Genomic DNA, 17,104 nt, shown 5'->3' with positions numbered 1-17,104 from the left:
ACACGACTTCACCTGAGATAGCCGAAGCTGTCGACGCGGCCGAGCGGGTACTGACCAGGCGATTGGGCGCACAGGTGCGCCTTGCGGACCCCGAGGCTCTCGGGGGTACCGGTCGTTCCGTCGTCATCCGGGTGAGAGTCGCGTCCTCGCCGTTCTCGATGCCGCGCACGCTGGTCGTGAAGCGGTATCCGGCCGGCAGCGGTGATCGCGATCCGTGGGTGCACGAGGCGGTCAGCCACCAGCTCCTCACGGCGCTTCCCGCGGAAGAGCGCGCCACACCGGAACTGTTCGCGCACGACGCGACATCGCGTCTGGTCGTGCTCGAAGACCTCGGCCGTGCGCCGCGGTTGTCCGAGAAGCTGCATTCGAAGGACGCGCGCGCTGCCGAACGTGGCCTGCTGTCGTGGGCCCACGCCATGGGGCGCCTGCACGCCACGACGGCGGGGCGTGACGCGGACTTCGACGCGTTGATGCGCCGGGCCGGCGCGCAGTGCTGCCAGGACCCGATCGCGGTCGACGTGCACGCGGCCATCGCGGGGTTACCGGCGCTGCTCGAGTCCACGCTGGGTGTGGAGACGTCCCCGCAGACCATCGAGTTCGCCGCCGACGCCGCACGGGCGTTCAGCACCTCGCGGCGCCGTGCGTTCAGCCCGTCGACGTCCTGTCCGGACAACCACCTCGTCACCTCACGAGGTGTCCGGTTCGTCGACTTCGAGGGCGGCTGCGTCCGCGACATCGTGTTCGACGCGGCCGCGTTGCGCGTGCCGTTCCCGTCCTGCTGGTGCGGGTGGGGGCTGCCGCCGGGCATGTCCGAGGCCATGGTCGCCGCGTGGCGGGCCGAGGTCGGGTCGGTGTGGCCGGAGATGGACGACGACGCGATCCTCTTACCCCGCCTGCTCGAAGCCCAGCTGATGTGGGTGTGGCTCGCGACGTGGCGGGCGCTGTCCAAGCCGATGCCGAACGTCGACAACGCGCCACCGCGCAGCGTCGTGCTCGCGGGCCGGTGGGTCAGGCTGCGGTCCGACGCGCTGATCCTGGGCGAGAAGACGGTCGCCGCGCACGCCGACGCGGTGGTGGGCGCACTGGTCGACCACTACGGCGCCGAGGTGCTCGAACTCCCTCTTTACCCTGCATTTCGCTGAGCCGTTCCCGCACGGTCATTCCGAGATCACCGGGCACGCTGATGCTGGGTCGCGTGCTGGTGTTACTCGGTGACTCGACAGCGGTCGGGATCGGCGACCTCGTTCCCGGCGGCTGGCGCGGCTTCGGGCCGATCCTCTCGTCCGCGTTCGAGGACAACGGCTACCGCAACTACGCGGTCTCCGGTGCGCGGCTGGCCGACGTCCGGCTCACCCAGCTGCCGCAGGCGTTGCGCGACCGGCCCAGCGCCGCCGTCGTCATCGCGGGCGTCAACGACACTCTCCGGTCGGACTTCTCGGTGCGGCAGATGCACGAGGACCTCGACCACATCTGCCGCGAGCTGGTGAACGCCGGTGTTTCCGTTGTCACGGTGCGGTTCCACGACCAGGGCCGCGTGTTCAAGCTGCCCGGACGGTTGCGGCGGGTGCTGAAGGACCGCATCGACGAGTACAACCGCGTGATCGACGTCGTGGTCGCGCGGCACGGCGTCCGCTGCGTCGACCTCCACACGCTGCCCGGCGCGTACGAGCTGGAGACGTGGGCCGTCGACCGGCTGCACCCGTCCGAACGCGGCCACCGGATGCTGGCACAGGCGTTCGCCGCCGAGTTGCGCGCGGTGGGTCATGCCGTCGGCGAGGTCAGCCTCGAATGCTCCGGCGGGCGAGAACTCACGGTGTGGCACCACGTCGCGTGGTTGCTGGTGAAGGGGATCCCGTGGCTCTGGCGGCGAGGCGCGGACCTGGTGCCCCTGCTGTGGAGTGACGCGATCCCAGCGGAGGCACCAGGTCCGGCCGGTCACGCTCCGGCGGTCAGGTCGTAGAGCGTCTGCCCGCCCACGGTGGTGGACTGGAAGTTCGCCGCGACCCACTCGGCGATGTCGCTGTCGCCGCCGCCGGGCCCGCCCCGGCCGCCCGCGACGAAGTACCGCACCTTCCCTTCGGCGACAAGGGCTTTGAACTCGTCCAGCGTCGGCGCGGGATCACTGCCGTTCCAGCCGCCGATCGCGATCACCGACCGGCCCGACGCCAGCTGCAACGACGCCGCGCCCTGGGCGCCGACCGTCGCGGCGGCCCACTCGGTGTCCGTGGCCTTCAGCAACTGCACGACCTCACTCGACGAGACGCCTTCCCTCATTCCACCGGCCTGCTGCGAACGCGGGCCGGACAACGGGATCGAGCCGCTGTGCGTGGTCGCCGCCGTCGCGAACGCGTAACCGGAGGTGCCGAGCAACGCCACCGCCGCCAGCACACCCACGAGCCACCTGCGCCCGTTCACGCCGAACACCAGTGCCGTCACGGCGATCGCCGTGACGGCCAGCAGAACCCAGCGCAGCCAAGGCATCCACGCCGGCGTGCGGTCGAGCAGGATGAAGCCCCAGACACCGGTAGCCGCGACCATCGCCGTCAACGCCATCCGCGCCGGGAAGTGCGCCCGGCCGCGCCACAACTCACGTCCGGCGATACCGACGAGCGCGGCGATCGAGGGCGCCAGCGCGACCGTGTAGTAGGGGTGCGTGATGCCGCTCATGAAGCTGAACACCGCACCGGTGACGAGCGTCCAGCCACCCCACACCACCAGCGCCGCACGAGTGCGATCAGTCCTCGGGGCACGCCGCAGGAACCACAGCCCGGCGCCGAGCCCGATCAAAGCGGCGGGCAGCAGCCAGGAGATCTCCGGGCCCATGCTGGCGCCGAACAACCGCCCGACGCCGGTCTCGCCGCCGAAACCGATGTTCCCGTTGCCACCCATGCCTCCGCCGCCGGGACCGGAGTTGCCGAAGACGCGGCCGAGTCCGTTGTAGCCGATCGCCAGTTCCCACAACGAGTCGTTGGTCGACCCGCCGATGTACGGGCGGCTGTCCGAGGGCCACAGCTCGACCAGCGCGATGAACCACCCGGCCGAGACGATCACCGCGAGACCGGCGCCGAGCAGGTGGAAAAGCCTGCGCGGCAACGACGTCGGCGCCGCGATCAGGTAGGCGAGCGCCAGTGCGGGCAGCACCAGGAACGCCTGCATCATCTTGGTGAGGAACCCGAAACCGATCGCCGTGCCCGCGAGCGCCAGCCAGAACGGGCTCGCCTTCTCCAGAGCGCGGACCGTGCAGTACGCGGCCGCGACCATCAGCAGCACCAGCAACGCGTCGGGCAGGTTGAACCGGAACATCAGCGTGGCGACCGGGGTCAGCGCGAACGCCACACCGGCGAACAACGCCGCCGTCGGGCCGGACGTGCGCTTCACCGTCGCGTACAGCAGTGCCACCGCCGCAACGCCTTCCAGCGCCTGCGGTGCGAGCACGGTCCAGCTGGAGAAGCCGAACACCTTGGCGAACAGGCCGCTCACCCACAGGAACGCGGGCGGCTTGTCGACGGTGATCGTGTTGCCGGGATCGAGCGAGCCGAACAGCAACGCCTTCCAGCTCTGCGACGCCGCCTGCGTCGCCGCGGCGTAGAAGTCGTTGCCGTAGCCGGTCGCGGTCAGGTTCCACAGGTACAGCACGGCCGTGCCGACGAGCAGGCCGAAGAACGCGATGTGGTGCAACGGTTTCGCGCTTCGGCGGTGCCGCGGCTGCCGTGCGGCGACGGGCGTGGGGGCGAGTGTGGCGGTCATGCCGGGACCTTTCCGAGTTCGGTGACCGGCAGAACCGGCCGTGTGCGGTGCAACCGCGCGATGCCGCGCAGGTAGGCCAGGGCGGTGGCGAGGAGGTCGACGCTCGAGTCCGGGTCGTCCATCCAGTCGACGGCGACCTCGTGGGTGCGCAGTCCCGCGCGTTCGGCGAGCACGAGCAGCTCGCGGGCGGCGCGCGCGTGGATCGCCTCAGTCAAGACGCGTCCAGTGCGTAGAGGGTGGCCCCGGCGACGGTGGTCGCGGTGTAGTTCTCGGCCACCCACTCGGCGATCTGGTGGGCGGCGTCGCTGCCGGTCTCGCCGCGCATCACGCGGCCGGACGCGACGAAGTAGTGGATCTGTCCACTTCGGACCATCTCCCGGAACTGCTCCAGGGTCGGCGCGGGATCCGTGCCGTTGAACCCGCCGAGCGCCATCACCGGCTGCCCACTGGCGAGCTGCAGTCCCGCCGCGTTGTTCGAGCCGACCGTCGCGGCGGCCCAGCGGTAGTTGCTTGCGTTGTCCTGCAAGAGAGATACGACTTCGGCCTCCGGCGTGGTGGCGTCGAGAAGTCCGCCGCCACCCATCCGCCCGTTCGCCGGGCCGGCCACGGGCAACGCACCGGTGTGCGGGACGGTGACGGTGGCGAAGGAATACGTGGTGGGCCCGAGCAGTGCGGCGACGAGCGCGACGGGAATGGCCCAGCGCATCGACAGCACCAGCCCGACCGCCGCGATCAGGCCCGCCATCAGCACGATGACCGCGACCGCCGTGGAGAACCATTCGATCAGCAGGTAGCACTGCAGCGCGCTCAACGCGACCGCGCCGGACAACGTCGCCGCCGCAACGGGTTCGTGCCTGCGTGCCCAGAGTTCCGTGGTGGCGATGCCGATGACCGCGGCGATCGCGGGTGCCAGCGCCACGGTGTAGTAGGAGTGGATGATCCCGTTCATGAAGCTGAACACCGCGGCGGTGACGACGAGCCAGCCACCCCACAACGCGAGTGCGGTGCGGGTGCGGCCCCGCGCGAGCCACAGCCCGGTGATCAGCAGCACCACCGCGGCCGGGAGCAGCCACGCGATCTGACTTGCCATCTCCGCGCTCAGCAGACGGCTCCAGCCGGGCGTGCCCCAGCCGCGGCCGCCGCCGACGCTGCCGACCTCGTCACCGGTGATCCGGCCGAGTCCGTTGTAGCCCAACGCGAGCTCCAGCACGCTGTTCGTCTGCGAGCCGCCGATGTACGGGCGGTCCGGCGTCAGTTCGACGGCCACGATCCACCAGCCGCCCGCGACGATCATCGCCGTGGTCGCACCAGCCAGGTGCAGCACGCGCCTGCCGATGCTCGTCGGCGCGGCGACCAGGTACACCAGCGCGAACGCGGGCAGCACCAGGAACGCCTGCAGCATCTTGGTCAGGAACCCGAAACCGACGGCCACCCCGGCGAGCGCGAGCCACGCCGGACTCGCATTCTCCACCGCGCGGGTGACGCAGTAGGCGCCCGCGATCAGCAGGAACACCAGCAACGCGTCGGGGTTGTTGAAGCGGAACATCAGGACCGCGACCGGGGTCAGCGCGAGCACGGCCCCGGAGATCAGCGCGGCGGCGGGGGAGAACCAGCGGCGCACCGTCGCGTACAGCAGCCACACGCTGCCCACGCCGAGCAACGCCTGCGGCACCAGGATGCTCCAGGCGTTGACGCCGAACAGCCGGGCGGACAGGCCCATCACCCACACCGAGGCCGGCGTCTTGTCGATGGTGATCGCGTTCGAGGCGTCCGACGAGCCGAAGAACCACGCCTTCCAGCTCGTCGCACCGGCCTGGGCGGCGGCGGAGTAGTAGGCGTTGGCCCAGCCCGAGTCACCCAGCCGCCACAGGTACAGCGCGCCGGTCGCGATCAGCAGGACCGCCAGCGCCAGGCGTTCTCGTCTCATGCGGACGAGAATCGCGGCCTAGCCTGGGTCGGTCGTGTGCTCTTCCTGTGAACGACCTGTGTGCAGGGAGACGGTGAACGTCGTGCGGCCGGGCACGCTGTGCACCGAGACCTCACCGTCGTGCGCGCCGACGACGGCGGCCACGATCGACAGGCCCAGCCCGGTGCTGCCCGCCGCGCGCGACCGCGACGAGTCGCCGCGCGCGAACCGTTCGAACACCTCCAGACCCTCTGGAATGCCCGGTCCGTCGTCGGTGACCGTCAGGTCCACGTGTCCGTTGTGGACGGACAGGCCGGTGGTGACGGTGGTACCCGGCGGCGTGTGCGTGCGGGCGTTGGACAGCAGGTTGCCGAGCACCTGGTGCAGCCGTTGGACGTCACCCTTGACCAGCACGGGTTCCTGCGGCAGCTCGAGCTTCCAGTTGTGGTCCCCGCCCGCGATCCTGGCGTCGCCGACCACGTCCAGCACGAGCCGGGACAGGTCGACGTCCCCGCTCTCCAGCGGACGGCCCGCGTCGAGGCGGGCCAGCAGCAGCAGATCCTCGACCAGTGAGGTCATCCGCAGCGCCTCGGACTCGACCCTGCCCATCGCGTGCGCGATCTGCGGGGGCACGTCCTCGGCGGAGCGGCGGGTCAGCTCGGCGTAGCCGCGGATGGCGGCGAGCGGCGTTCGGAGCTCGTGCGAGGCGTCCGCGACGAACTGACGCACGCGCATCTCGCTGTCGTGCCTGGCTTTCAACGCGTCACCGATGTGTCCCAGCATCTTGTTGAGCGCCAGGCCCACCTTGCCGACCTCGGTGTGCGGATCGGTGTTCTCGTCCGGGACGCGTTCGGCGAGCGCGACTTCTCCTTCGTGCAACGGCAGTTCCGAGACGCGGGTCGCGGTGTCGGCGACGCGGTCGAGCGGTACGAGCGCGCGCCGGACGACGACCCGGCCCACCAGCGCCACGCCCGCCGCACCCGCGATGGTCAGCGCCACGAGCACCCAGATCATCTGCCAGGTGCCGTCGTGCACCGGCGTCATCGGCAGGCCCTTGATCCGCAGGCCCTGGGTGGCCACGCGGAACTCGCCGACGTCGCCGAGGTCGACGGTGTGCGCACCCGCGGGGAGCCTCGCGAGGGCCGCGCGCTCCTCGGCGGTGAGCGCTCGGGGATCACCGCCGGGAAGCTCGATCGTGCCGGTGATGGCCCCGCCAGGCCCGATCACCGCGTCGATGCCGATGGGCGGCGGCCCGAACCGGCCGGGAGGGGACGGCTTGAACTGCAGCGAGACCTGACGGTCGAGATCGTTCACGAGGAACTCGCGCAGCGCCAGCACCGCCACACCTCCGACGACGACGCACAACGCGACGGCGAGGATGATCTGGCCGATGACCAGCTTGGCGCGAAGGGTCCTAGGTCGCAGGTTTGAGGACATAGCCCGCGCCTCGCATTGTGTGGATCATGGGAGCGCGTCCGGCGTCGATCTTCTTGCGCAGGTAGGAGATGTAGAGCTCGACGATGTTCGCCTGGCCCCCGAAGTCGTAGCTCCACACGCGGTCGAGGATCTGCGCCTTGCTCAGCACCCGGCGCGGGTTGCTCATGAGGTAGCGCAGCAGTTCGAACTCCGTCGCCGTCAGGTCGATCGAGTCGCCGCCGCGGGACACCTCGCGCGTCTCCTCGTTCAGCGACAGGTCGCCGACGGTGAGCCGGGCGCCCGCGTCCGCGTCGGTCACGCCGGTGCGGCGCAGCAGCGCGCGCAGCCGCAGCACGACCTCCTCCAGCGAGAACGGTTTGGTGACGTAGTCGTCGCCGCCCGCGGTGAGCCCGGCGATGCGGTCCTCCACGGCGTCCTTCGCGGTCAGGAACAGCACGGGCAGCGCGGGGAAGTCCGCTCGCATCCGGCGCAGCACCTCGAACCCGTTGAAGTCGGGCAGCATCACGTCGAGCACCACGACGTCCGGCCGGAACTCGCGCGCGGTCCGTACCGCCGTCTGACCGTCGAGAGCCGTGCGGACGTCCCACTTCTCCATCCGCAGCGCCATCGACATCAGCTCCGCCAGAGTGGACTCGTCGTCCACCACGAGCACCCGCACTGGTTGCCCGTCCGGCCTGCGGAGTTCGGTCTTCATCGCGCGCATGGCTCCCATCGTGAACGCCGATCCTGTGTACCAGCTGTGAGGCAGGCGCACAGCTCAGGCCTATTCCAGGCACAGGTTCGGCACAGACAACGGCGCCACGGTGGCTGCCATGACCGAACAACAGCCCCCGGAGTGGGGCGCACCCCAGCCGGTGTCCCAGCGGTGGACCGCGAAGAAGACAGTGGCGGCCGTGGCCATCGCCGTGGGCATCGCCGCGGCCGGTGGCGTCGCGATCTACGCGGCCGGCGGCACCAGCCAGCAGACCGGTGCCATGGGCGGCCCAGGCGGCATGGGCGGACCTCCCAACGGCATGCGTGGTCCCGGTTTCGGGCTCGGCTCCGGCTCGGCCGCGCACGGCGAGTTCCAGACAGGTGAGGTCACGTCGATCAGCGACACCTCGATCGAGGTGAAGTCGACCGACGGCTACACCAAGACGTACGTGATCGACGCCGACACTGTGGCCGAAGGTGTCGAGAAGGGCGACACGGTGACGGTGATCGCCACCACAGAGGACGGCAAGATCGTCGCTTCCAGCGTCGTAGAGCCTGGTCAGCGCGGCCAGCAGGGGCAACAGGCGCCTCCGACCAGGTAGTTACCGGGTCAAGTGTGAGTGGTTATGGTCGGTTTCAAGGCCCGACCACAACCGGAGGTGAGCGGTCTGCGCACGTTCACGCTGACGGTGATGGGCTCCACCGACCTGCACGGCAATCTCTTCAACTGGGACTACTACCTGGATCGCGAGTTCGACGACTACGCGCACAACGACGTCGGCCTCGCGAAGATCTCCACGCTGGTCTCCGGAGTACGAGACGCCGTGGGACGGCATCGGACGTTGCTGCTCGACGCGGGCGACACCATCCAGGGCACACCGCTCGCCTACTACTACTCGAAGGTCGAACCGATCACGCGCACGCACGTGCACCCGATGGCGGCAGCGATGAACGCCATCGGGTACACGGCGGCCGCGTTGGGAAACCACGAGTTCAACTACGGGCTCGAGGTGCTCAGGACGTTCGAGCGGCAGTTGGACTTCCCGCTGCTCGGCGCCAATGCCGTAGACGTCTCCACCGGCCTGCCCGCCTTCACGCCGTACGTGGTGAAGACCGTGTGGCGGACGGGCGGACCGCCGTTGCGCGTCGGGATCCTCGGGCTCACCAACCCCGGGATCGCGGTGTGGGACCGCGCTGTCGTCGAAGGTGTGCTGACGTTTCCCGGTCTGGTGGAGCAGGCACTGCACTGGGTGCCGGAGGTGCGGTCCAAGTCGGATCTGGTGATCGTGGCCGCGCACTCGGGGGCCGATCTGTCGTCGTCGCTGGGCGATCAGGTGCCGTTCCCCGAGAACTGCGCGGAGCTCGTCGCCGAGACGGTGCCGGGCATCGACGCGGTGCTGGTCGGGCACGCGCACGTGGAGATCCCGCAGCGGTTCGTGACGAACAAGGTGACCGGGCGGCCGGTGCTGCTGACCGAACCGTTGTTCTGGGGCAAGCGTTTGTCGCTGATGGAGTTCGACCTCCAGTTCGACACCCGCTGGGAGCTGGTGGGGTCGCGGTCGTCCGTGCTGTCGTCCGCTTCGGTGGAAGAGGATCCGCGGATCGTGCGGCTGCTGCGGCGTGATCACGAGAAGGTCGTCACGTACGTCAACGCGCGCATCGGAACCTGTCTGGGGGCCATGTCGGCAGCGCGGTCGCGTTTCGAGGACACACCAGCGTTGGGGTTCATCAACCACGTGCAGGCGTTGGAGGTCGCGAAGTCCACGTCGCTGCCGGTGGTGTCGTTATGCGCGCCGTTCAACCGCGCGGCGGCGATTCCAGCCGGGGAAGTGTCGATTCGCGACGTTGCCGGGCTCTACATCTTCGACAACACGTTGCTGGGCGTGCGGATGACCGGAGCTCAGCTGCGCGACTTCCTGGAGGAGTCGGCGCGGTACTTCCGGCAGGTCTCCGGTCCCGGCCCTTTCACGGCCGACGAGGTGTCCGCGGACGTGCCGGACTACAACTTCGACATCGCCTACGGGCTGTCCGCACCGCTCACCTATGACATCGACATCGCTCAGCCGGTGGGATCGCGGATCGTGGGGTTGGCGTACGAGGGTGAGCCGGTGTCCGACTCGTGCGAGTTCGCGGTGGCCGTGAACAACTACCGGCAGGCCGGTGGCGGCGACTTCCCGCACATCGCGTCCGCGCCCGTGCTGCACAACCAGCAGCAGGAGATCCGTCAGCTGCTGATCGACTGGGTCAAGGCCGCCGGCGTGCTCGACCCGTCGTCGTTCACCCGGTCGGACTGGCGGCTGGTGGCCTCCGGAGTGCCCGTGACGGTCTCCACGAACGAGTGAATTCCGGCGTGTTGTCCTGGGCGTTCTGCTCCAGGCGGTGGCATGGAATCGGCCGAATGAGATAGGTCAGGCGCGTGCACCTACCGCAGCGCGTTTTCGTCGGCGTCCTCGTCGTGCCGATGCTGCTCGCCTCGGTAGGCACCGCGTTCCGGCCCGCGGCCGGGATCGAGCCGGGCCACCTGGTGTTCGCCGTGCGCGAGGCCGAGATCATGCTGGCAGGAACCGCGAGCTCGATCTCCGAACGACAGGAGGTCGTCGACGCCGTGCGCGAGCTGACCGCCTCCCACCGCATCACCGACGTGATCACCCCCAACGCGGGCGAGCGCATGCCCGTCACCCCGTCCGTCGCCGCGGCGCTGCTGGGGGCGGTGCTGGACCAGGACGTCGCCGACTTCACCGGCGTGGTCCACAAAGGACATCTGACCGCGTCGGCGCGCGTCGCGGACCCGGAGCGCGCGGGGCGGTTGAGTGACGCCCTGCGCCGGGCGGCCGGGGGCCTGCGCGTCGACGAGGACTTCACGACCACGGGCTAGAGGAGCGTTCGTTGTTCGGCTTCTTCATCCAGATGTTCCTGCTGTGCGCGGGCGCGTTCCTCGCGGGCGTGCTGCTGACGTGGCTGACCATGCGCACGCGCTCCGTTCCCGTGCCCGACGCGCCTCTGTCGATCATGGAGGAGCGGGTCGCGCTGCCGCCCGCGATCAAGGCGAACTCGCGGACGATGATGTTCCACACCCCGGAGTCGCCGTACTACAAGCGGATGAAGGGGGACGCGTTCTTCAATTCGCCGGAGGACGCGCGCCGCGCCGGCTACACCAGGTGGACGCCTCGCCCGCGAGTGCCTGCGGCGTCTTAGTGCCGCGGCAGCCAACCATCGCCGCGTCTGCGCCGTTCATCGGTTGCTCGTGTCACCGATGCGGCCGCTTGACCGCCGACCGCGGGGCAACGGCTGACTGTTGCGGCACTGGATCTCGCGGAGCCACGTGTCCAGGGCGAGGTAGTCGGCGTCGGTGAGGCCGTGGCGCGGGTTCACCCGGTGCAGCAGGGCGTGGGGGTGGTGCCCGGCGACCCAGGCCCGGTCCTGGGCGGTGATCTCGTCGTCGACCCACGCGAACGGCCGGTCTCCGGCGAGCGCGACGAGGCCGCGGGTTTTCCAGTGCAGGCCTCGGCGTGCGTCTGCGCCCTCGGTCTCGTGGTCGTCCGGCCAGGTCGCGACCGGGAGCCGAGGCAGGCCGAGGACGGGGGAGAGGTGCTCGTTCGCGTCCTCCATCCACGTCGTCGCCCAGACGAGGTCGCACGGCAGGGCGGCGAGCCACGGGCCGTGCAGCGGGTCGAGCCTGGCGAGGCCGGGTTCGCCCGCGACTCCGTCACCGAACGGGAGGAGCGGGCCGTCGACGTCGAGGAAGAGGATCGGGCGACCGGTCACCGGACCACCGTAGGCTTGGCCACGTGATTCCCGACGTGATCAAGCCAGGGCTCGACGTGCTCTTCTGCGGCATCAACCCCGGCCTCGTGTCGGAGGCCACCGGCCACCACTTCGCGCGGCCGGGAAACCGGTTCTGGCCGGCCCTGCATTTGTCCGGTTTCACCCCAAAACTCTTCGCGCCGGCCGAGCAGCTGGAGCTGTTGCCGCTCGGGCTCGGCATCACGAACGTCGTCGCGCGGCCCTCCGCCAAAGCCGACGAATTAACAATTGACGAACTCAAAGCGGGTGGGGTCGCGCTCGCCGAAAAGGTCGCACGGTATTCGCCGAAGGTTCTCGCGGTGCTCGGGGTGACGGTGTACCGGGCGGCGTTTGGACGCAAGAAAGCACAGGTCGGGCCGCAGGCAGACACCGTGGGCGGGGCCAGGGTGTGGTTGCTGCCCAATCCGAGCGGGTTGAACGCCCACTGGCAGTTGCCGGCGCTCGCGGAGGAGTTCGGCAGGCTCAAAGCGAGCTTGTGAAACTGGAACAAAGGTTCACATTGATGCCCACTGAAAGTGGGCTGGACGGAGTGAACTCCGGTCTGGTTGCATCCAGCTCTGCGTCCATTCGAGTGGCCTTCACCCGAAAGTGGAACCACGTACGCAGGGGTGCGTCAACATTTTGCAATGCCGCGCAAAACACGGTGAATCTTCAACGCTGGTGGGGGCGCAGTGGAGGTCAGGATTCTGGGGCCGGTCGAGCCGTCAGTGCCGCCGAAGCCCGCGCAGATCCTAGCGGTCTTGGCGGTCGAGTGCGGGAAGATCGTGCCCGTCGAGCGGCTCATCGATCTCATCTGGGGTGAGGAGCCGCCGCCGCAGGCCCGCAAGTCGCTGCAGGTGCACATCAGCAGCCTGCGCCGGACCGGGTTGCCGGTCGAGCACCGGGCGGCCGGGTACGTGCTCAGCGCCGAGCCCGAGACCGTGGATCTGCACCTGTTCCGCAGGCTGGTCGCGGACGCGAACGACGACCCCGACCTCAAGGCCAAGGCCGAGACGCTGGGCAGGGCGTTGAAGCTGTGGCGCGGGACGCCGGTGGTGTTCGCGCAGACGCTGGACGTGCAACGGCTCGCGGCCGCCGAGGCGTGGGTCGACGCCGAGCTCGCGCTGGGACGGCACGCCGAGCTCATCGACCCGCTCGGGATCTTCGTCTCCGAGTACCCGCTGGCGGAACGGCTGCGCGGCCAGCTCATGACCGCGCTCGCCAGGGCCGGGCGCCGGGCGGACGCGATGCGGGTGTTCCGCGAGACGCGCAAGGTGCTCGTCGACGAACTCGGTGTCGAGCCGGGTGAGCAGCTGCAGCAGCTCTACCGCGACGTGCTGGAAGGGGCTCGGGACAGCCGCCGCAACTACCTGCCGCGCGATGCCGGCGACTTCACCGGGCGTGACAAGGAGCTGAGCAGGCTTCTCGACAGCGACGGTGGCGTGTGGTGGATCGAGGGGCCGGCGGGGGTCGGCAAGTCGGCGCTGGCGGTGCACGCGGCGCATCGGCTCGCGGACCGGTATCCCGACGGGCAGCTGTTCGTCGACCTGCACTCGCCGTCGGGGGCGCTGGACTCGTTGCTGCGCGCGATGGACGTGCCGAGTGAGCGGATTCCGGAGTCCCCGGAGGAACGCGCCGCGCTGTGGCGGGCCACGGTCGGCGGGCGGCGCGTGGTGATCGTGCTGGACGGCGTCACGAGTGTGTCGCAGGTCCGGCCGTTGCTGCCGGGGAGTCCCGGCTGTCTGACGCTGATCACGAGTCGCAGCCGGTTGTGCGGGCTGGAAGGCGTGCGCCGGATTCCGCTGGACGTGCTGAGCAGCGACGAGGCCGTCACGCTGCTGCAACGCATCCTCGGCGACGAGCGGGTGGCCGCCGAGCCCGAGCAGGCGAAGGAAGTGGCGCGGCTGTGCGGGTATCTGCCGCTCGCCGTGCGGATCACCGGCGCTCGGCTGGCCGGGCGCGCGCACTGGCCGGTGTCCAAACTGGTCAGAAGGCTCTCTGACGAACGCAGCAGGCTGGACGAGCTCGTCGCGGACGACCTGGCGGTGCGGTCGAGCCTGGAGCTCACGTATCGCGCGCTCGACGAGGACGTCCGCGCCGCCTACCGGATCTTCGGGTTCCTCGGGCTGCCCGAGGTGCCGAGCTTCCTGTGGGTGCACCTGCTCGACGAGGACGTGCTCGACCAGCTCGTCGACGCGCGGCTGCTCGACGTCATCGGCAGTGCTCGCTACCGGATGCACGAGCTGGTGCGACTGCACGCCCGCGAGCTCGCCGAAGCGGAAGACCCGCCAACACAACGCGAGGACCTGGTCAAGAGGGCCGTGGTCGCCGCTCTGTCCACCGTGGACGGATTGACCGAGCAGCTTTTCCTCGCCGTGCCGCGCATGCAGGACTCCCTCGGCATCGTCACCACCGCGGCGCGCCCCGCCGACAAGGACGCGTGGTTCGCGCGCGAGGAAAGCCTGCTCACCAAACTCGTCGAACGCGCGGCCGAGCTCGGGCTCGCCGAGATCGCGTCGCAGCTCGCCGAGGTGCTGGTGTTCGCCTGGTTCGGGCTCAGGAACCGGTACGAGGCCTGGGAACGAACACACACGGCGGCGCTGGAGGCCGTGTGGAGGACCGGGGACCTCAGGCTGGAGGCGGTGCTGCGCTGCAGCCTCGGCCAGATGTACTACAAGCGTGACAACCTGGTCGAGGCACGATCGTGGTTCGACACCGCGCAGACGTTGTTCGTGAACCTGGGCGACAAGCGCGGCGAGGCCGTCGCGATGAACGGCATCGGCATGGTCTGCCGGGATCTCGGCGAGTACCCGTGCGCGTTGGAGGCGCTCGACCGTGCGCGCGAGCTGCTGGAGTCCGACGATTCCGAGGGAGTCGGGCACGCGCTCTACGGAATCGGCTCCATCAAACGGGAACTCGGCGACGACGAGGAAGCGCTGAACACCCTCGCACTGGCGGAGACCACCTACCGCTCCGCGAGGAGCAGAAGAGGCGAAGCCCTGGCAGCGCGGGGAATCGGGCTCGTGCACCGTGCCCGCGGCGAGCTGGACCTGGCGGAGGAACACATCGTGCGCGCCCACGAGATGGTCGCGGGCACCGGCGACGAGCTGCTCGGCTGCTACACCGCCCAGGCGTGGGCGAAGGTGCTGATCCGCAAGGGTTCGTTCGGTCCGGCGGAGAAGCTGCTCGCTGTCGCGATGGACGGCTGCCGCGACGTCGGCGACCGGTTCGGCGAGGCGCTCGTCCGCCGCACCACGGGGGAGTTGCGGCTCGCGGCGGGCGACCACCACGGCGCGCAGGTCGTGCTGACCGAGGCTCTGGCGTCGTGGTCCGACCTGGGGCTGCCGTTGTGGCGGGCACGAACGCTCAGAGACCTCGGTGCGGTCCACGCCTGTCGGGGGGACGTGTCAGGCGCGGACCGCTGCTGGGATGAGGCTGCCGGGCTGTTCGCGCGACTGGGCACCCGTGAAGCCGGAGAGGTGCACCAGTGGCGCGCTCAGTGGAGCCTCGCGATCAGCTGACTCAGTCGCGGATCTTCTTGTACTCCCACGGCGCGTAGCCGCCGTCCTTCAGCGCCTCGATCGAGATGGTCTCGTGGTCCATGTCGTCGCGGGTGTTGCCCTCTTCGTAGATCCACACGGAGGTGTGGGCCGAGTTCGCCCACTTCTCGAACAGCTTCACGTGGCCGTTGCGCAGGATCATGTCGCCCGGCTCGAGGCTCCCCCACGAGATCCGCGTGGCGACCTCGTCCAAAGTGGACGTGGTGCGGCTCGAGGTGAGCTTCCAGGCCATCGAGACGAAGCCGGAGCAGTCCTGGCGGTACTTCTTGCCGTGGTTGACGTCCCACGCGTAGGCGCTCTGCGAGTACGGAACCCTGCGGTTCCACCAGTCCTTGGCCCGGCTGATGACCTCGGACCGCTTGATGGTGCCGCCGTACCCGGCGGCGGCCTGCTCCTGCGAGATGGGCGTCTCCTGCTCGGCGGGGCCCTCGGGCATCGCGTGGGCGATGCCGGAGATGCCGGACAGCAGTCCGAGCGAGAGTGCGGTCACCGCGACGGCGTGGCGAATGCGCATCGTTGTTGCTCCGATCGACTTGATGTGACGACCGGGACTGTCCACGACGGCGCCAAAGATCGGCCTAAGGCCGGTTTAGGCGTCTCTTTACCGCTCCTTCCTAACTTCGCCGCACCTTTGGGCATAAGGAGAGAGAGCATGTTCGTTCGCATGATCGCAGCCGTGATCGCGATGTTCGCCGCTCTGCTGCTGGGGGCGTCGGTCGCGTCGGCGGCGCCGGCCAAGTACACCCACGCGCAGGCGGCCGCACAGTTGCGCGACGCCGGCATCACGTGGTCCTCCAGCGGCGGCTGCAGCGACCGCAACCGCTCGAACTGCACCTCGTTCGAGCAGATCAACCAGACGACCATCGCGGGCATCAAGACGTTCAAGCGCGCGTCCGGCTGCGCGGTGAACATCACCGGTGGCACCGAGACCGGTCACGCGTCGGGTACCTACTCGCACTGGAACGGGTACAAGGTGGACATCTCGCTGTCCAGCTGCGTGACCAACTACATCAAGAGCAAGTTCACGTCCATCGGCGGCAACAAGTGGAAGTCGAACGCGGGCAATATCTACTACCTCGAGTCGAACCACTGGGACATCACGTACCACAGCGCCGGCTGATCCAACTCGGTTGCTGAGGTGAGCCGCGGGCCGGTAGTAGTTGTCGGGTGACCACACTCGGCGCTGTCTACCGGCCCCAGCTCCCGCCAGAGAACCTGCGTTCGGTCGTCCTCGCGGCCGAGGAGTCCGGTGTGGACTCGTTGTGGCTGTGGGAGGACTGCTTCCTGGAAAGCGGCATCGCGGCCGCGTCCGCCGCGCTCGCCTGGACCTCCCGGCTGAAGGTCGGCGTCGGCCTGCTGCCGGTGCCGTTGCGCAACGTCGCGCTGACCGCGATGGAGGCCGCGACGCTCGACCGGCTGTTCCCAGGACGCGTCACGATCGGCGTCGGCCACGGCGTGCAGGACTGGATGGGCCAGGTCGGCGCGCGGGCCTCGTCGCCGCTGACCCTGCTGCGCGAGTACACGACCGCGTTGAAGGCGCTCCTGGCCGGCGAGCGCGTCACGACGTCCGGCCGGTACGTCAAGCTGGCCGGCGTCGCACTGGACTGGCCGCCTCCCGCACCCATGCCGATCTACGTGGGCGGGCTCGGGATGAAGACCCTGGATCTCGCGGGCGAGGTCGGCGACGGCACGATCCTCGACGCGTCGGCCGATCTCGACCGGGTTCGGGCCATCCGGGCTTCCCGCGAGCACCCGGTGATCGTCTACGTGGAGACCGACTCGCGGGACCGCGCGTACGTCACGGACCTGGTCGCGTCGGTGGCCGCAGCGGGCGCTACCAGCGTGATCTTGCAACAGTCCGCCACGAGCGAGGACCCGGAGGGATTCGTTCGCTTCGTGGGTTCACTCGATGGTGTGAGTGCATAGCGCGGGAGATAACGGTGGATTCCTCCTTGCGATGGAACGGTCGTGAGCCTTT

At 69.4% G+C, this 17,104-nt stretch carries 17 protein-coding genes; 10 read left to right on the top strand and 7 right to left on the bottom strand.

Annotated elements, in window-relative coordinates; translation table 11 throughout:
* Positions 1-131: 131 nt before the first annotated feature.
* Complete coding sequence (locus JOD27_RS42320; RefSeq protein WP_307830639.1) at positions 132-1,142, top strand: hypothetical protein; 1,011 nt, start codon at positions 132-134, stop codon at positions 1,140-1,142.
* A gap of 53 nt (positions 1,143-1,195) precedes the next feature.
* Positions 1,196-1,960, top strand: coding sequence for an SGNH/GDSL hydrolase family protein (locus tag JOD27_RS42315; protein WP_307830638.1), 765 nt, complete (start codon positions 1,196-1,198; stop codon positions 1,958-1,960).
* On the opposite strand, the gene JOD27_RS42310 is transcribed toward JOD27_RS42315, so the two are convergent.
* From JOD27_RS42310 to JOD27_RS42290, 5 genes are read right to left on the bottom strand one after another with little or no spacing between them, the layout of a single operon-like run.
* Positions 1,936-3,747, bottom strand: coding sequence for an ArnT family glycosyltransferase (locus tag JOD27_RS42310; protein WP_204768030.1), 1,812 nt, complete (start codon positions 3,745-3,747; stop codon positions 1,936-1,938). The genes JOD27_RS42315 and JOD27_RS42310 overlap by 25 nt on opposite strands.
* A complete protein-coding gene (locus JOD27_RS47055) occupies positions 3,744-3,962 on the bottom strand; it encodes a hypothetical protein (RefSeq protein ID WP_307830637.1) in 219 nt (72 codons plus the stop codon). Before JOD27_RS47055 ends, JOD27_RS42310 begins: the two co-directional genes overlap by 4 nt.
* Complete coding sequence (locus tag JOD27_RS42300; RefSeq protein ID WP_204768029.1) at positions 3,959-5,674, bottom strand: glycosyltransferase family 39 protein; 1,716 nt, start codon at positions 5,672-5,674, stop codon at positions 3,959-3,961. Before JOD27_RS42300 ends, JOD27_RS47055 begins: the two co-directional genes overlap by 4 nt.
* 18 nt (positions 5,675-5,692) lie before the next feature.
* Complete coding sequence (locus tag JOD27_RS42295) at positions 5,693-7,090, bottom strand: sensor histidine kinase (RefSeq protein WP_204768028.1); 1,398 nt, start codon at positions 7,088-7,090, stop codon at positions 5,693-5,695.
* Entirely contained in the window at positions 7,068-7,793 is a 726-nt protein-coding gene (locus JOD27_RS42290) for a response regulator transcription factor (protein WP_275591951.1), read from the bottom strand. Before JOD27_RS42290 ends, JOD27_RS42295 begins: the two co-directional genes overlap by 23 nt.
* 109 nt (positions 7,794-7,902) lie before the next feature.
* On the opposite strand from JOD27_RS42290, the gene JOD27_RS42285 reads away from it, so the two are divergent.
* The 4 genes from JOD27_RS42285 (at position 7,903) to JOD27_RS42270 (ending at position 10,978) form a co-directional block, all read left to right on the top strand.
* Positions 7,903-8,385, top strand: a complete 483-nt coding sequence (locus JOD27_RS42285; protein ID WP_204768027.1) for a hypothetical protein — start codon at positions 7,903-7,905, stop codon at positions 8,383-8,385.
* A 24-nt stretch (positions 8,386-8,409) separates the two neighbouring features.
* On the top strand, positions 8,410-10,125 hold the full coding sequence (locus tag JOD27_RS42280) for a bifunctional metallophosphatase/5'-nucleotidase (protein ID WP_204768026.1): 1,716 nt from the start codon (positions 8,410-8,412) through the stop codon (positions 10,123-10,125).
* A 74-nt stretch (positions 10,126-10,199) separates the two neighbouring features.
* Positions 10,200-10,658 (top strand): hypothetical protein, encoded by a 459-nt coding sequence (locus JOD27_RS42275; protein WP_204768025.1) that lies wholly within the window; start codon positions 10,200-10,202, stop codon positions 10,656-10,658.
* An 11-nt stretch (positions 10,659-10,669) separates the two neighbouring features.
* Positions 10,670-10,978, top strand: coding sequence for a sunset domain-containing protein (locus JOD27_RS42270; RefSeq protein WP_204768024.1), 309 nt, complete (start codon positions 10,670-10,672; stop codon positions 10,976-10,978).
* Between the two features lie 36 nt (positions 10,979-11,014).
* Here JOD27_RS42270 and JOD27_RS42265 read toward each other — a convergent pair whose 3' ends face one another.
* Positions 11,015-11,548, bottom strand: a complete 534-nt coding sequence (locus JOD27_RS42265) for an HAD domain-containing protein (protein WP_204768023.1) — start codon at positions 11,546-11,548, stop codon at positions 11,015-11,017.
* A gap of 23 nt (positions 11,549-11,571) precedes the next feature.
* Here JOD27_RS42265 and mug point away from each other — a divergent pair, with 23 nt between their 5' ends.
* Positions 11,572-12,066 (top strand): G/U mismatch-specific DNA glycosylase, encoded by a 495-nt coding sequence (mug, locus tag JOD27_RS42260; RefSeq protein WP_204768022.1) that lies wholly within the window; start codon positions 11,572-11,574, stop codon positions 12,064-12,066.
* 192 nt (positions 12,067-12,258) lie between these two features.
* Positions 12,259-15,087: an AfsR/SARP family transcriptional regulator gene (locus JOD27_RS42255; protein ID WP_307830636.1), complete on the top strand. Its 2,829-nt coding sequence runs from the start codon at positions 12,259-12,261 to the stop codon at positions 15,085-15,087.
* A 1-nt stretch (position 15,088) separates the two neighbouring features.
* Here the strand turns inward: JOD27_RS42255 and JOD27_RS42250 are convergent, their stop codons facing one another.
* Positions 15,089-15,640, bottom strand: a complete 552-nt coding sequence (locus JOD27_RS42250) for an NlpC/P60 family protein (protein WP_204768020.1) — start codon at positions 15,638-15,640, stop codon at positions 15,089-15,091.
* Between the two features lie 138 nt (positions 15,641-15,778).
* Between JOD27_RS42250 and JOD27_RS42245 the strand changes: the two genes are divergently transcribed.
* Both JOD27_RS42245 and JOD27_RS42240 read left to right on the top strand, forming a co-directional pair.
* A complete protein-coding gene (locus tag JOD27_RS42245; RefSeq protein ID WP_204768019.1) occupies positions 15,779-16,246 on the top strand; it encodes a hypothetical protein in 468 nt (155 codons plus the stop codon).
* A 47-nt stretch (positions 16,247-16,293) separates the two neighbouring features.
* Positions 16,294-17,052 carry an LLM class flavin-dependent oxidoreductase gene (locus tag JOD27_RS42240; protein WP_204768018.1) on the top strand — a complete coding sequence of 253 codons (759 nt, stop codon included), beginning with the start codon at positions 16,294-16,296 and terminating at the stop codon, positions 17,050-17,052.
* The last annotated feature ends 52 nt before the right edge of the window (positions 17,053-17,104 follow it).

The sequence above is a fragment of the Lentzea nigeriaca genome (assembly GCF_016907955.1).
GTDB classification, from domain to species: Bacteria; Actinomycetota; Actinomycetes; order Mycobacteriales; family Pseudonocardiaceae; genus Lentzea; species Lentzea nigeriaca.
Note: the sequence above shows the minus strand (reverse complement) of the source record. Positions and strands in the feature narration are given on the sequence as shown.